Origin of the sequence: Xanthobacter versatilis, assembly GCF_043193975.1 — a bacterium.
Classification (GTDB): domain Bacteria; phylum Pseudomonadota; class Alphaproteobacteria; order Rhizobiales; family Xanthobacteraceae; genus Xanthobacter; species Xanthobacter autotrophicus_E.
This window is the reverse complement of the sequence record NZ_JBAFVB010000003.1, coordinates 205242-220030: the sequence shown is the minus strand read 5'-3', so window position 1 is coordinate 220030 and position 14789 is coordinate 205242. Positions and strand designations below refer to the sequence as shown.

The following is a 14789-nucleotide window of genomic DNA, read 5'->3' as shown; positions in this document are numbered from 1 at the left end:
AATGAGGTGACCCGCGCGCCCGGCCGGCTGTTCACGGGAGCGCCGGTCGCGGTCATCGATATCGGCTCCAACTCGGTCCGCCTCGTGGTCTATGAGGGGCTGAGCCGCGCGCTCACGCCCATCTTCAACGAGAAGGCCCTGTGCGGGCTCGGCCGCGAGGTGCTCTCCACCGGGCGCCTGCCGCAGGATGCGGTGGACCGTGCCCTGGCCGCGCTGAAGCGGTTCCGCGCCCTGTGCGACGCAATGGAGGTGGGCGAGGTCCATGCCCTCGCCACCGCCGCCGCGCGCGACGCGGAGAACGGCCCGGCCTTCATCGCCGAGTGCGAGGCCATCTGCGGCCGCAAGATCGAGCTGCTCACCGGCAAGCGCGAGGCGGAGCTCGCCGCCGCCGGCGTGGTGGCCGGCGTCCATGCGCCGGACGGCATCGTGGGCGATCTCGGCGGCGGCTCGCTGGAGCTGGTGGACGTGAAGGGCCGCGCCATCGGCACCGGCGTCACCCTGCCGCTCGGCGGGCTCGCCCTGCAGGACCGCTCGGCCCGCTCGCCGCGCAAGGCGGAGAAGATCGTCCGCGAAACCATCCCCGAGGCCGAGGTCCTGGGGGCGCTGGCCGGCCGCACCTTCTATGCCGTGGGCGGAACGTGGCGGGCGCTGGCGCGCCTCCACATGTACACCAAGGGCTATCCGCTCCACGTGATGCACGGCTATGTGATTCCCGCCCGCGAGGCGCTGGACTTCACCCGCATCGTGCACCGCGCCGACGCCGAGGCCCTCGCCCATATCGACGTGGTCTCCGACGCCCGCCGTCCTCTGCTCGCCTACGGCGCGCTGGTGCTGGAGAACATCGTGCGGCAGGGCCGCCCGTCCGAGGTGGTCATCTCCGCCCTCGGCGTGCGCGAGGGCCTGCTGCATTCCCTGATGCCTGAAGAGGAGCGCGTCCGCGACCCGCTCCTGATCGCGGCAGCCGAGATGAACGTGCTGCGCTCCCGCTCGCCCCGCCACGGGGAGGAGCTGGTGGCCTGGACCGATGGCTTCTTCGCCTCGGCGCCGGTGCTGGAGGAAGCGGAGGACGAGAAGCGCCTGCGCCGCGCCGCCTGCCTGCTGGCGGACGTGAGCTGGCGCGCGCACCCGGACTATCGCGGCGAGCAGAGCCTGAACATGATCGCCCATGCGGCGTTCGCCGGCATCGATCATCCCGGCCGGGCCTATATCGCCCTCTCGGTCTATTTCCGGCACATGGGCCTCAATACCGACGAATCCGACACCCGCATCCTGGAATTGCTCACCACCGGCATGCTCGACCGCGCGCGCATCCTCGGCGCCGTGATGCGGGTTGCCTACGTGCTGTCGGCGGCCATGCCCGGCATCCTGCCGCAGATGCCGCTGCAGGTGCGCGGCGACCAGCTGGTGCTGAGCGTGCCGCGCAAGGTGGTCTCGCTGGTGAACGACCGGGTCTATAATCGCCTGCGCCAGCTGGCCCGGCTCATCGGCCGCGAGCCATTGCTCGAACAGGGCGACTGACCCGCCCGGACGGGGTCTGCCAGCCTTCCCCTCGCCTCGGGCGGGCGCTGATACACCTGTGACCGGCGTCACGCCGACGGCGCGGGGCGGTCGCAAGTCCGCCCCAATCCACCTTCACGCTGGTGCCATGAAACAGCTACTGAACCTGTTTGGCGGAGTTGCCGGCCTTGTGGTCGCGGGCCTCGTGGGCCTTGCGCTGTTCACGCTTGTGGGCGGCCTGATCGTGGTCGCCGGCATTGTGATCACGGCCCTTGTGCTGGGTGGGGGCGTCTACGCCTTGGTCACCGGGCGGGCGCCGGGCATGCCCCGGGGCGGCTTCTCGTCCAGTTTCGGCTCGGTGCGGGTGTTCGACCTGCGCAGCGGGCAACCCTTCGGCAATGGCGAACGCGCGCCCGACGAGAACGGCATGATCGACGTGACCCCGCCCAAGTCCTCCGCGTCGTCCGCCCGCACGCATCACGACCGCGCCTGACGAGCGGCCGACCGGCGATTTTCCTCACTCCCGGAAGCAGCTAGGTTGCCCCGACGCGCGACACCGCGCGGAGGGGGCCGGCACGCGACATGAACGGGGGGATCGGATCGGGCGCATATCTGGCGCTGCTTATGGTCTGCATCGCGCTGGCGATGCTGACGGTGGTGTCCCACGCCATCTCACTGGCCATCATCCGCCGGCGCCTCAGCCGGCGCATCCGCGGCAAGAGCTACTCCGATCACGTATTCCGCGAGGCGGTGATCATCAGCGCCACCGTGCTGAGCCTCAGCCTTGCCCATATGTTTGAGGTCTGCATCTGGGCGACGGCCTACGTTGCCCTCGGCGCCATCGCCGATCCGCACGACGCCGTCTATTATTCCATCTCCACCTACACCACGGTGGGCGCGGACGGGGTTTCCATCACCAAGTCCTTCCGCGCCATCGCCGGGTTCGAATCCCTCATCGGCCCGATGATGGTGGCGTGGTCGACGGCCTTCCTGGTGGAATTCGTCGTGCGCATGCGCGGCCCGGACCCCACCTGACCCGAACCGCCGCTGCTCGAACGAGCGGTGCCGGTCTCTGACCGACGCCAAGGGGGTCGCGCTCAAGCGCCGCGCGGGCCTGTACCGATGGGTGATGGGCCAAGCTCATCACCCATAGCTGTCACACGCTGGTGGGATAGTTCGGGCTCTCGCGGGTGATGGTCACGTCATGCACATGGCTCTCGCGCAGGCCGGCGGAAGAGATGCGCACGAACTGGGCCTTCTCGCGGAATTCCTTCAGCGTGCTGCCGCCCACATAGCCCATGGCTGCCCGCAAGCCGCCGGCAAGCTGGTGGAGCACCGCCCCCACCGGACCCTTGTAGGCCACCTGGCCCTCGATGCCTTCCGGCACCAGCTTGAGCGTGTCGCGCACTTCCGCCTGGAAGTAGCGGTCGGCCGAGCCGCGGGCCATGGCGCCCACCGAGCCCATGCCGCGATACGACTTGTAGGAGCGGCCCTGATAGAGGAACACCTCGCCGGGGCTTTCGTCGGTGCCGGCGAGCAGCGAGCCTACCATGGCGGCGGAGGCTCCGGCCGCCAGCGCCTTGGCGAGGTCGCCGGAATACTTGATGCCGCCGTCGGCGATCACCGGGGTGCCGGTGGCGTGGGCGGCTTCCACCGCATCCATCACCGCGGTGAGCTGGGGCACGCCAACGCCCGCCACGATGCGGGTGGTGCAGATGGAGCCAGGGCCGATGCCCACCTTCACCGCGTCCGCCCCGGCATCGATGAGCGCGCGGGCACCCTCGGCGGTGGCGATGTTGCCGGCGAGGATCTGGGTGCGGTTGGAGAGCTTCTTGATGCGCTCCACCTGGTCCAGCACCTTGCGGGAATGGCCGTGGGCGGTATCCACCACCACGAGGTCGACGCCGGCATCGATCAGGCGCTCGGTGCGCTCGAAGCCGTCGGGACCGACGGTCGTCGCGGCAGCGACCCGCAGGCGGCCCTGCTCGTCCTTGGCGGCGTGGGGATAGGCCACCGCCTTCTCGATGTCCTTGACGGTGATGAGGCCGACGCAGCGCTCGTCATTGTCCACCACCAGCAGCTTCTCGATGCGGTACTGGTGCAGGAGGCTCTTGGCCTCCTCCTGGTTCACCTGGCCCTCGCGCACGGTGATGAGCCGGTCCTTGGTCATCAGCTCGGCCACGCGCTGCTCGGGATTATGGGCGAAGCGCACGTCGCGATTGGTGAGGATGCCGACCAGCCGCCCGGCGATGGCACCCACGCCGCGCTCCACCACCGGAATGCCGGAGATGCCGTAGCGCTTCATGAGGGTGAGGGCGTGGGCGAGAGTCTCGTCGGGATGGATGGTGACCGGGTTCACCACCATGCCCGATTCGTACTTCTTCACCTGCCGCACATGCTCGGCCTGAAGCTCGGGCGTGAGGTTGCGGTGGATGACGCCGATGCCGCCGGCCTGCGCCATGGCGATGGCGAGGCGCGATTCGGTCACCGTATCCATGGCGGCGGAGATGATGGGCAGGTTGAGGCTGATGGTCTTGGTGAGCTGGGTGGCGACATCCACCTGCCCCGGCATCACCTCGGAGGCGCCCGGAGTCAGCAGCACGTCGTCGAACGTCAGCGCCTCGCGGAACGGCGCGCGGCCGCTGGAGATGGCCGCAGACGGGGGGACGTTCGAAATCGGGGTGGTCATGGCCAACTCCTTAAGGCGGCGCGGGAAGCCGGGCCGCTGGATCGGGGCGGGAACGGGTTGCTGTCAAACACCCCGCTACGAGTTGGCAGTGGCCGATACCATGAGTGCACGACGAATAGAAGACCTGTTGCGAGGCATTCGCCGCAACGCTCCCATGCGTGCAGCGGCGGGCGGTCCCTCGCGCCCCGGCACGGGGCCGGACGGGCACCCCGCCGGTCCCTGTGCCCGCTCTATTCTCCGGCGAGGCGCAGCGGCGCGCGGGCCGCTGCTTCCGCACGCCTCAGGCGATCCTCCGCCGCCGCCACATAGTCGCGGGTCAGTGGCACCGACTGCTGGCGGCGGGCGAGCTGGATCTGGAACACGTTCAGACCCTGGTGGCGGAATGCCATCTCGCTGGACGCCAAATAGAATTCCCACATGCGGCAGAAGCGCTCGTCGGTGAGCCGGGCAGCCTCCTCCCGGCGGGCCAGGAAGCGCTGGCGCCAGGCCTTCAGCGTCTCGGCATAGTGCAGGCGCAAGAGCTCCACGTCGGTGACGACGAGCCCCGCCCGCTCGATATGCGGCAGCACTTCCGACAGGGCCGGAATATAGCCGCCCGGGAAAATATACTTGGTGATGAAGGGGTTGGTGACGCTCGGCGGATCGGAGCGGCCGATGGCGTGCAGCAGCATCACCCCGTCGTCCTTCAGCAGGCTGCGGGCCTTGCGGAAGAAGGCGCCGAAATGGCCCACGCCCACATGCTCGAACATGCCCACCGAAACGATGCGGTCGAACGCCCCCTCCACGTCGCGATAGTCGCGTAAGGTGAAGTTCACCCGATCGGCGAGGCCGCGCTCGGCGGCACGGTGGCGCGACATCGCCAGCTGTTCGCTCGAGAGCGTGACGCCCTGAACCTTTGCCCCCGCCATCTCCGCGAGATAGAGCCCGAGCCCGCCCCAGCCGGAGCCGATGTCCAGCACGTCGAGGCCGGCACGGTCGAGCACCAGCTTGGCCGCGATATGGCGCTTCTTGGCCAGCTGGGCATCGTCGAGGCTCTGCCCCTCATGCTCGAAATAGGCGCAGCTGTACTGCCGGTCGTGGTCGAGGAAGAGCGAATAGAGCCGCCCGTCGATATCGTAATGGTGCGCTACATTGCGCTGCGACCGGCCGGGCGGATTGAATTGCGTGATGCGGCGCAACACCCGCCGCAGCAGGTAGAGCAGCTTGGCCGGCGCCGTGGGATTGACGGCGAGCGGCTGAGCCATGACCAGATCGAGAAAGTCGGCGATGGTGCCCTCTTCCATCACCAGCGTGCCGTTCATGTAGGCTTCGCCGAGCTTCAGTTCCGGATCGAGGCAGATGTCGCGCTGGGCCGCCGGGCAGGTGATGCGAAGCGCGACGGGCGTCTGCCCTGGCGGCGCATTCCCCAGGGTCATTGTCCGACCGGATGCGGTCGTCACCTTCAGGCGACCGTCAACGACCACCCGCCGCAATACATTCTCCAGCAACCGCTCCATCGGCCGCCTCCGTTCCGCTTCAGCCCCAAACCTTTCTCCCGCTCCAGGCTGGGGAGCGTTCGCCCGCAGGCCGGCGCCATCGGCGCGCCCGTGCGCGCCCCATGCCCGGCCTGAATGAAAACGCTCCGGATCCGGCTGTGGTCCGCTCGCCGGCCCATGGGCGCCTGATCTGGCGCAGGGTGACACGGCAAGCGTCCCGGCCGGTCCACCCGGATGGCCGCAACGGGTTTTATGAAACCACCAAGGCTGATGCGTCGCAATATGGCGCCTGGGTGACAGCCGGCCGCCAGCCGTCACGTGCGCGCGAGCAAGACCAAGCACAGAACGGAAAACGGCGCCCCGACAGAGGCCGGGACGCCGTTCGTTGTCCGCGTCGAAAAAAGCGTCGCCCCCCAATGGAAGGGGGGCGGTAAGGCCTCAGCCCTCGGTGCCTTCCTCGGCTGCCAGCTCGGCGGCGACTTCGGCGCGCTCGATGGCGAGTTCGGCCTCGATCTCGGCATCCTCGTCACGGGCGGTGCGCACGTCCTCGCCGCGGGCCTGACGCTCGGCCTCGTCGGCGTTGCGGGCGACGTTGACCTTCACGGTCACCTCGACCTCCGGATGCAGGGTCACCGGGACCACGTGCACGCCGAGGGTCTTGATGGGGTGGTTGAGGATGACCTGCTGGCGGTCCACGGTGAAGCCGGCGGCGGTCAGGCCATCGGCGATGTCGCGGGTGGAGACCGAGCCGTAGAGCTGGCCGCTCTCGCCGGCCTGGCGGATCATCGCCACGCTCTGGCCGTTGAGCTTCTCGGCCACCGCCTCGGCGTCCTTGCGGCGCTCCAGGTTGCGGGCCTCGAGCTCGATCTTCATGGTGTCGAAGCGGGTCTTGTTCGCCTTGGTGGCGCGCAGGGCCTTGCCGTTCGGCAGCAGGAAGTTACGGGCGTAGCCGTCGCGCACCTTCACCACTTCGCCCATCTGGCCGAGCTTGGCGACGCGCTCGAGAAGAATGACGTCCATCTTGTGTCTCCTGTTCGTATCGGATCGGGATTTCTTGGTCGGGATTTATTGGAAAATCAGCGGTCGTTGGCGGCAGGCGGTCCCTTGCCGGTGGCGATGCGGGCGCGCAGGTCGAGCATGCCGTCAGCGAAGCCGAGCACGGCCATGGCCAGCACCGGCCAGCCCAGCACGGCTGAGGTTATCCAGAGCGCACCGAGGACGAGGGTCCGCGCTGGCTGGCCTTCGGTCAGGGCGTGGACCACGGCGAAGCCGGCGAGGGCATAGGCCAAAGCCAGGGTCAGGGCACCGGCCGAGGCCGCAAGGCCGGTGAGGCCACCGGCCATGGACAAGGCCAGCACCACGGCGAGCACCAGCGAGGTCACCGGCGGCAGCCGGAAGGCGGCCAGGTTGGGCCACGGCCGCGCCAGCGTGCCGGAGACACGCGCCGCGCGGGCGGAGAGGTAGAGGCAGGCGAGGTAGGAGGCCATGGCCATTCCGGCCGCCATGGCGGGCAGGACATGGGCGATCAGGGTGCCCATGGCGAGGGGGTCGCGCCCCTCCGCGCCGATGGGCAGGGCCTGGCCCGCCACGAATGCCTGGAAGGTGGCGATCACCGCCGCGTGGTACGCCTCATAGTCCGAAGCCATGCCGAACAGCGCCACGGTGACGGAGACGGTGGCAAAGCCCGCCGCCAGCAGCAGCAACCCGCCCACCGGAAACCAGACGAAGCCGTCACGGGCCGCCGGGTCGCTCCGGGCGAGCAGCGCCGCATAGGACAGACCGAGAGCCGGGCCGCCGAGGCCCACCAGATAGGTGACGAGGAAGGTGCCGCCGAAGGCGAGCCACAGCCCGGCGCCGCCGGTGATCACGGCAAGGGCCGCAGCCAGCGGGCTGAAGGCGATGCCGGCGATCATCACCGGCAGGGGCGAGAGATAGAAGAGGGGAACGGCCAGAACCGAGCCCGCCGCGGCGCTGGCGGCAAGCAGTGCGGAGGCCGATCCGGCGGCCAGGCCAATGAGGATAAGAAGTGCCATCCGACAAGCTGTCCCGCTGACGCGGTTAGAGGCGGACCTTGGGGCCACCCCAGCAGACGCCCCGGAGACTTCCCCGCGGCGCGTCGCCAAAACCAGAGAGAAACGCCCTCCCCAGCGGGGAGGGCGGATGGATCAGCGGATCACGAAGGGCAGAAGGCCCAGGAACCGCGAGCGTTTGATGGCGGCAGACAGCTCACGCTGCTTCTTGGCGGAGACCGCCGTGATGCGCGAGGGCACGATCTTGCCGCGCTCGGAGATGTAGCGCTGCAGCAGGCGCACATCCTTGTAGTCGATCTTCGGCGCGTTGGGGCCGGAGAACGGGCAGGTCTTGCGACGACGGAAGAAGGGACGACGCTGGCCACCGCCACCGCCGGCGCCACCGGACTGAGCGAACGCCATCAGACTTCCTCCTCGCCGCCATGGGACTCTTCAGTGGGACGCGGACGGCGCGGGCGGTCCTCGCGACCACCGAAGCCGCGGTCACCACGATCACCGCGATCGCCACGGTCCCCACGCTCGCCGCGATCATCGCGGTCGCGCTTCTGGAGCATGGCGGACGGGCCTTCCTCATGCTCCTCGACGCGGAGGGTGAGGATGCGCAGGACGTCTTCGTCGATGCGCTGCTGGCGCTCCAGCTCCTGGATCGCCGCCGCGGGGGCATTGATGTTCAGGAGCGTGAAGTGCGCCTTGCGGTTCTTGTTGATGCGATAGGTCAGGGACTTCACGCCCCAGTACTCGGTCTTGCCGACCGAGCCGCCATTCGCCTCGATGACACCCTTGAATCGGGTGGTGAGTTCCTCGACCTGCTGCGCCGTCACGTCCTGGCGCGCGAGGAACACGTGCTCGTAAAGCGGCATGTGTTCGTGTGCCTTTCGTTTCACTTCCGTCCACCGGCGCCAAGCCCTTCTTGCCGGAAAGGCGCGAAGCTCGGAAGGCGGGGACACGGGACGACGGGCAGGTGCCCTGTTCCTCAGCGCCACGGCGGATAACGCCGAGGCAAAGAAAAACCGTCCGTTCAGCCCCCGGCCGGGTGCGACGGAAGCGGGGCGTATAGCAGATTCTGCGCGCAAAGCAAGTTTCGCACGCGCCTCGCGACCGCTGGCGCGCCGCCCTCGCTCAGAACAGGCCCATGCTGGTGCTGGAATTGCGGGTCGGCGTCGCCGGCTTGGCCGAGGCGGGCTTGGCCGAAGCGGGCTTGGCCGAGACCGGCGTGGCGGCCGTGCCATTGGCGCCGGCCGCGGAGGCCGAGGCTGGATTGGCCGGCTTCGGCTTCTTCTTCGGCGCCGGGGTGGTGGAGGCCACCTTCGGCTCCGGCACGCCCTTGTTCATGGCGATCAGCTCGGAGACAGTGACGAACTTGTAGCCCTTGGCCTTGAGGTCATCGAGCACCTTGGGCATGGCATCCACGGTGGTGGGATGGATGTCGTGGGCGAGCACGATGGCGCCGGGATGAGCGTGGGACACGATGCGGTCGTGGATGACCTGGGCGTTGCGATCCTTCCAGTCGAGCGGATCCACCGACCAGTAGATGAAGGTCGAGCCGAACTTCTCGCGCAGATGGGCGCGCAGCGCCGGGGTCATGGCGCCGTAGGGCGGGCGCACATAGATCGGCGACTTGCCGGTGATCTGCTCGATGGCGGCGTTGGTATCGCCGATCTGCTTGTCGGCGGCCGCCACCGGGATCTTGGGCAGTTGCGGGTGATCCCAGGAATGGTTCGCCACCTCGTGGCCCTGCGCGATCATCTGCTTGATGATGGCGGGCGAGGCCGTCGCCCGGCTGCCGAGTACGAAGAAGGTGGCCTTGATGCCGCGCTGCTCCAGCATCTTCAGCAGCCGGGGCGTTGTCTCCGGGTTCGGGCCGTCGTCGAAGGTCATGGCGATGTAGGGACCGTCCACCACCGCCGAGGAATAGGCCACCAGCTTCTGCGGCGAGGTGCCGGTCGGAGCGGGCGTCGCGGCCGGCGCCGACATGCCCGCGGCGGGGGCCGGCGGCTCGGCGGCGGCCTGCGAGGCAGCGAAGGTGCCGGTCGGCGTCATGGTCGCGAGAGGCTTGTTGGCGGAGGGCGCCGGCTGAAAGGTCTGGCCAAAGGCTGAGCCCAGGCCGATCACGCCCACGGCGGCAAAAGCGAGAAATCCCCAGGAAGCCTTCACGACGGACCACTTTCCATGTCTGTGCCAGGCGACCATAGCCCGGTTTCGTTCACGCCTGACCCACACGTTTCGCCTAAGGCCTATGCATAAAATGTGAAGCGGAAGAGGCAAACGCCTGCGCTTCCGCAAAGTCAAGTTCCCTCGCCTTGACTCGCCCACATTCCGGGTGTCTCTGCCCTCCCCAAATTTGATAACCGGAGGGCCGCGCATGTCGGATGGGCCGCGTACAGGATCTCAGACCGCCTTTATCTTCCCCGGCCAGGGCAGCCAGGCCGTGGGAATGGGCAAGGCGCTGGCGGACAATTTCCCGGCCGCCAAGGCCGTGTTCGATGAAGTGGACGCCGCCCTCAACGAGAGCCTGACGCAGGTGATGTGGGATGGCCCCATCGACGCGCTGACCCTCACCGCCAATGCCCAGCCGGCGCTCATGGCGGTCTCCCTCGCCGCCCTGCGCGTGCTGGAGACCGAGGCGGGGCTCGACCTTGCCCGCGAGGCCGCCTTCGTGGCCGGCCACTCGCTGGGCGAATATTCCGCCCTCGCCGCCGCCGGCGCCCTCACCATCACCGAGGCCGCCCGGCTGCTGCGCATCCGCGGCCGCGCCATGCAGGAGGCGGTTCCCGTGGGCGAAGGCGCCATGGCCGCCCTGCTGGGCCTCGACTACGACCAGGCCGTGGCCGTGGCGGCGGAAGCCGCCGGCGACGACGTGTGCGAAGCGGCCAACGACAACGCCCCCGGCCAGGTGGTGGTCTCCGGCACCAAGGCGGCGGTAGAACGCGCGATTGTCATCGCCAAGGAGAAGGGCGCCATGAAGGCCCTGCTCCTGCCGGTGTCCGCCCCCTTCCATTGCCGCCTCATGGGCCCGGCCGCCGAGGCCATGGAAGTGGCGCTCTCCGGCTCCACCGTCATGACCCCGCGGGTGCCGCTGGTGGCCAATGTGCGCGCCTCCCCGGTCACCGACCCGGCCGAGATCGTCCGCCTGCTGGTGGAGCAGGTGACCGGCACGGTGCGCTGGCGCGAAAGCGTCATCTACATGGCGGGCGCGGGCGTGACACGCATGGTCGAGGTCGGCGCCGGCAAGGTGCTGTGCGGCCTCGTCAAGCGCATCGACAAGTCGGTGTCCGCCAGCGCCGTGGGCACGCCCGAGGACGTGGCGGCCTTCATCGCCGCCCGCAACGCCGCCGCTTCGGCGGCCTGAGGCGCCATCCTCCGTCACTGATGTACCGTCATGGCCGGCTTCATGCCGGCCATTCGCGCGTTCGGCACGCATCGGCATTGCGGAACGCCGCTAAACCCCTGCACAAGGCCCGGGACAATCCGGGCGAAGCGCTCAGGCTGGCGCGCTCATCTCCAACCGGCCCTGCGCCGGACACCCGATAAAGGACTGGGGGCACATATGTTCGATCTTTCCGGCAAGACCGCGCTCGTCACCGGCGCCACCGGCGGCATCGGTGGGGCGATTGCCAAGGCGCTGCATGCCCAGGGCGCCGTCGTCGCCATTTCCGGTACCCGCAAGGAGGCCCTGGACGCCCTCGCCGGCGAGCTGGGCGGCGACCGCGTCCACGTGCTGCCCAGCAATCTCGGCAGCACGGAAGAGGTGGAGAAGCTGGTGCCGGACGCCGAAACGGCGCTGGGCGGGCACATCGACATCCTCGTCAACAATGCCGGCATCACCCGCGACAACATCTTCATGCGCCTCTCCGACGAGGCGTGGGACCAGGTGATCGCGGTGAACCTCACCGCCGCCTTCCGCCTGTCGCGCGCGGCCGTGCGCACCATGATGCGCCGCCGCTCGGGCCGCATCATCTCCATCACCTCCATCGTCGGTGTCACCGGCAATGCGGGCCAGGGCAATTATGCCGCCGCCAAGGCCGGCATGATCGGCATGTCCAAGTCGCTGGCCCAGGAAGTGGCCTCGCGCGGGGTGACGGTAAACTGCGTCGCCCCCGGCTTCATCGCCACCCCCATGACCGACGCCCTCAACGACAAGCAGCGCGAGAGCATCCTGAAGGCGGTGCCGGCGGCCAAGCTCGGCACCCCCGAGGACATCGCCGCCGCCTGCGTCTACCTCGCCTCCAACGAGGCCGCCTATGTCACGGGCCAGACCCTGCACGTGAATGGCGGCATGGCCATGATCTGACGCCCCGACGAGGGCCGGCCGCGCGCGAATGCGGCCGGCCGTTGTCTCAGTCCTGCGAAAGTTGTAGTGTCTTCAGGCGTGCGGGGACTGGAGGCACGCATGAAGATCGAGCCTGTGAGCCCTGAAATCGGGCTCAAGGGGCGGAGTGCGGAGACGCCGCACACGTCCCGTCTGCTCGGCCGCATCTGGGGTCGCGTTCTCGATTTCGGACTGATCCTGTGGGTAGTGAGGGTGCCGCTGGCCAGCGTCGTCCTCGGCCTGCTGCTCATGTCCGCCGTGACCCAGGCCCAGGATGTGACGCTGGACGTCGCCATGGCGGGGGCGCCCGTCGGCGCGGCCGCCGGCCTGTCCGGCACCATGATCGCCCTGCTCGCCGCCGTGTTCCTGTTGTGGGCCATGCCGGTGCACTACGCCGCCCGCCTCCTGATGGAGACGGACAAGGGCATCGCCGACATCAGCACCCGGCGCAATGCCGCCGCCGCCGCGAGGGGCGGCAAGCACGACCTGATCTTCTGCCTGATGCTGCGCCTTGTGCCGCGCATTCTCGGCGCGCTCACCTTCGTCGCCTTCGCCATCGGCGCGCGCAACGCCATCGGCAACCTGCCCACCCTCGCCGACCGGCCCGCCATGGCGGCCGCCCATGACCAGCTGGCGCTTCTGTCCTGGGTCATGCTGGCCGGCGCGCCGCTGTTCTATGCCTATACCCTCATGCGCGGGCTATTCACCGACGTTGGGCCCCTCAAGGCCTTCGATGCGGCGCTGGGGCGGCGGCTCGCCGGCGTGTTCGCCGCGCTCGGCATCGAGGCGCGGCCGGACGACCCCGAAGCGGAACTGCACGCCACGGGCCGGCTGATCCTCCTCGCCTATGCGGTGCTGGTCATCGTGGTGCTGGCCGCCAGCCCCCACTGGCTGGCCCGGCAGTTGCCGCTCGCCTTTGCCGTGCCGCTCATCTTCGGCGGCTGGGTCCCTGTTCTCGGCTACCTGTCCTCGGTGGGACGGCGCTTCCATGTGCCGATCCTGACCGGCCTCTTTCTTCTTGGCGCCGTTGGCGTCTATGTCTTCGGCGACAACCACGCGGTGCGCACTCTCACGGCGGTCGAGCCGGCGTACCGCCGCACCGCCATGGTACAGGCGGTCCAGCTTTGGATGCGCGCCAACGGCTGCGCCGAGGCCCCGGCCTCCTGCCCGCGCCCGGTCATCGTCGCGGCGGCGGGCGGGGCAAGCCGGGCCGGCTTCTTCACCGCCAGCGTCATCGGCCATTTCCTCGATTTCGAGCGCCACAAGCAGGGCTTCTCCTTCACCCGGGCTGACGGCTCGAAGATCAACCGGGCCGCCCGCGACGACGGCCGCTTCACCCCCGCCATCGAGCAGGCCCTGAACGGCAAGGACATTGCGACCCGCATCTTCGCCATTTCCGGCGTGTCCGGCGGGTCCTACGGCGCCGCCGTGGTGGCGGCGGCGCTGGCGGCCCGCACCGGTTCCGCTGCGCCCTGCCCCGACAAGGCGCCGGACGGCTGGTTCGGCGGCACGCTCGCCGGCTGGCGCGACTGCCTGGAGAGCATGACGGCGGGCGATTATCTCACCGCCACCTTCTTCGGCCTCGCCTTCCACGATCAGGTCCAGCTCTTCCTTTCCGATCGCGCCGCGCTGCTGGAGCAATCCTGGGAGGATAATTTCGCCCGGCATGTTCTGGCGGCAGGCGCAAAGGCGTCGCCCGATTCGGCAAGCCGGCTGGCGACGCCCTTCCTCGGCTCGCCGCCCGATCCGGATCGCTGGGTGCCCTTCCTCGTGCTGAACGGCACCTCGGTGGAGACCGGCCAGCGCATCGTCACCACCGACCTTTCGCCCACCTATGCCACCACCGGCCGCTGCCCCTCGGGCGGGCCCAACGCGGAATGCTCCCTCTTCACCCACGCCATCGACTTCCACGGCCTGGTGCGATCCGATCTCGACGTGCGGCTGTCCACCGCTGCCACCAACTCCGCCCGCTTCCCGGTGATTTCGCCGCCGGGCTCCATCTACCAGATGGACACCGACGTGGTGGACCGCATCGTGGACGGCGGCTACTTCGAGAATTTCGGGGTGGAAAGCGCGGTTGAACTGGCCAAGGCCATGGTGGAGATCGAGCCACGGCTCGCCCCCTTCATTCTGGTGGTCGCCAACGATCCCGGCAGCGTGCTGACCGAGGAGCGCACTGCCCGCAGCGGCAGCGGCGTGGTGGTGCCCGACGCCCCGGACCACGCAGCCTTCACGGAGATCTCCGGGCCGGTGGGCGCCATTGGGGCGGTGCGCAGTGGCCGTGGGCGGCTGGCGGTGGCGACGGCCACCCATTGGCTCGACGCCCGCTTCGGCGACCGCTGCCCCACCAATCTGGTGCAGATCAAGGTATGGCCGGAGGCGGTGAAGGACGGCCACTGTCCGGTGGGCGAGGCCACGCCGGAGAAGATCCGCGACGTATCCATGAGCTGGTGGCTCTCCAAGCCCGTGCAGATGAACCTGCACGAGCAGTTGGAGGCCACGGCCGACCGCTGCAACAACGACACGGCGGTGGCAGCCGTATGGGCAGCACTTGCGACGCCCTCGCTGGCCTGCACCGGCGGGGCTCCGCCGCGCTGATCGGGATGGCCCCGGCTGGCGGCCGGGGCCGAACGCGAATCGACGGGGCACAGCACCGGCGCTCCCCGCGGCCCGCGGCCCGCGGCGAAGGCGCGCGCGGATCTTCCACGCCCCGGCATTCCCCTTTAGGATTTTGCCGTTTCAGACCGCTGCCGGCCCGTCCGGCGGCCATTTTTCAATGATCCGATTTC

At 69.1% G+C, this 14789-nt stretch carries 13 protein-coding genes; 6 read left to right on the top strand and 7 right to left on the bottom strand.

What is annotated here, in order from left to right; genetic code table 11:
• Positions 1–6: 6 nt before the first annotated feature.
• The 3 genes from ppx (at position 7) to V5F66_RS08530 (ending at position 2532) form a co-directional block, all read left to right on the top strand.
• Positions 7–1518, top strand: a complete 1512-nt coding sequence (ppx, locus tag V5F66_RS08540) for an exopolyphosphatase (protein WP_394051627.1) — start codon at positions 7–9, stop codon at positions 1516–1518.
• Positions 1519–1645: 127 nt separating this feature from the next.
• Positions 1646–1990 carry a hypothetical protein gene (locus V5F66_RS08535; protein WP_394051629.1) on the top strand — a complete coding sequence of 115 codons (345 nt, stop codon included), beginning with the start codon at positions 1646–1648 and terminating at the stop codon, positions 1988–1990.
• An 89-nt stretch (positions 1991–2079) separates the two neighbouring features.
• A complete protein-coding gene (locus V5F66_RS08530) occupies positions 2080–2532 on the top strand; it encodes an ion channel (protein ID WP_012115101.1) in 453 nt (150 codons plus the stop codon).
• A gap of 121 nt (positions 2533–2653) precedes the next feature.
• On the opposite strand, the gene guaB is transcribed toward V5F66_RS08530, so the two are convergent.
• The 7 genes from guaB to V5F66_RS08495 all read right to left on the bottom strand — a co-directional run bounded on the left by guaB (position 2654) and on the right by V5F66_RS08495 (position 9845).
• A complete protein-coding gene (gene guaB, locus V5F66_RS08525; RefSeq protein WP_012115100.1) occupies positions 2654–4186 on the bottom strand; it encodes an IMP dehydrogenase in 1533 nt (510 codons plus the stop codon).
• 230 nt (positions 4187–4416) lie between these two features.
• Positions 4417–5682, bottom strand: a complete 1266-nt coding sequence (locus V5F66_RS08520) for a class I SAM-dependent methyltransferase (RefSeq protein WP_394093639.1) — start codon at positions 5680–5682, stop codon at positions 4417–4419.
• 417 nt (positions 5683–6099) lie between these two features.
• On the bottom strand, positions 6100–6681 hold the full coding sequence (gene rplI, locus V5F66_RS08515) for a 50S ribosomal protein L9 (RefSeq protein WP_012115098.1): 582 nt from the start codon (positions 6679–6681) through the stop codon (positions 6100–6102).
• A gap of 56 nt (positions 6682–6737) precedes the next feature.
• A complete protein-coding gene (locus V5F66_RS08510) occupies positions 6738–7694 on the bottom strand; it encodes a DUF2232 domain-containing protein (protein ID WP_394008148.1) in 957 nt (318 codons plus the stop codon).
• Between the two features lie 132 nt (positions 7695–7826).
• The gene (gene rpsR, locus V5F66_RS08505) at positions 7827–8093 is read right to left on the bottom strand and encodes a 30S ribosomal protein S18 (RefSeq protein ID WP_012115096.1); all 267 of its coding nucleotides are present in this window, start codon (positions 8091–8093) and stop codon (positions 7827–7829) included.
• Complete coding sequence (gene rpsF, locus V5F66_RS08500; protein WP_012115095.1) at positions 8093–8551, bottom strand: 30S ribosomal protein S6; 459 nt, start codon at positions 8549–8551, stop codon at positions 8093–8095. The genes rpsR and rpsF overlap by 1 nt, the downstream gene beginning before the upstream one ends.
• 259 nt (positions 8552–8810) lie before the next feature.
• The gene (locus V5F66_RS08495) at positions 8811–9845 is read right to left on the bottom strand and encodes a polysaccharide deacetylase family protein (RefSeq protein WP_394093638.1); all 1035 of its coding nucleotides are present in this window, start codon (positions 9843–9845) and stop codon (positions 8811–8813) included.
• A gap of 208 nt (positions 9846–10053) precedes the next feature.
• Between V5F66_RS08495 and fabD the strand changes: the two genes are divergently transcribed.
• From fabD to V5F66_RS08480, 3 genes are all read left to right on the top strand, one after another.
• Positions 10054–11040, top strand: coding sequence for an ACP S-malonyltransferase (gene fabD, locus V5F66_RS08490; RefSeq protein ID WP_012115093.1), 987 nt, complete (start codon positions 10054–10056; stop codon positions 11038–11040).
• Positions 11041–11238: 198 nt separating this feature from the next.
• Positions 11239–11982 carry a 3-oxoacyl-[acyl-carrier-protein] reductase gene (gene fabG, locus V5F66_RS08485; protein WP_394093637.1) on the top strand — a complete coding sequence of 248 codons (744 nt, stop codon included), beginning with the start codon at positions 11239–11241 and terminating at the stop codon, positions 11980–11982.
• 99 nt (positions 11983–12081) lie between these two features.
• Positions 12082–14598: a hypothetical protein gene (locus tag V5F66_RS08480; protein WP_394093636.1), complete on the top strand. Its 2517-nt coding sequence runs from the start codon at positions 12082–12084 to the stop codon at positions 14596–14598.
• Positions 14599–14789: the final 191 nt, after the last annotated feature.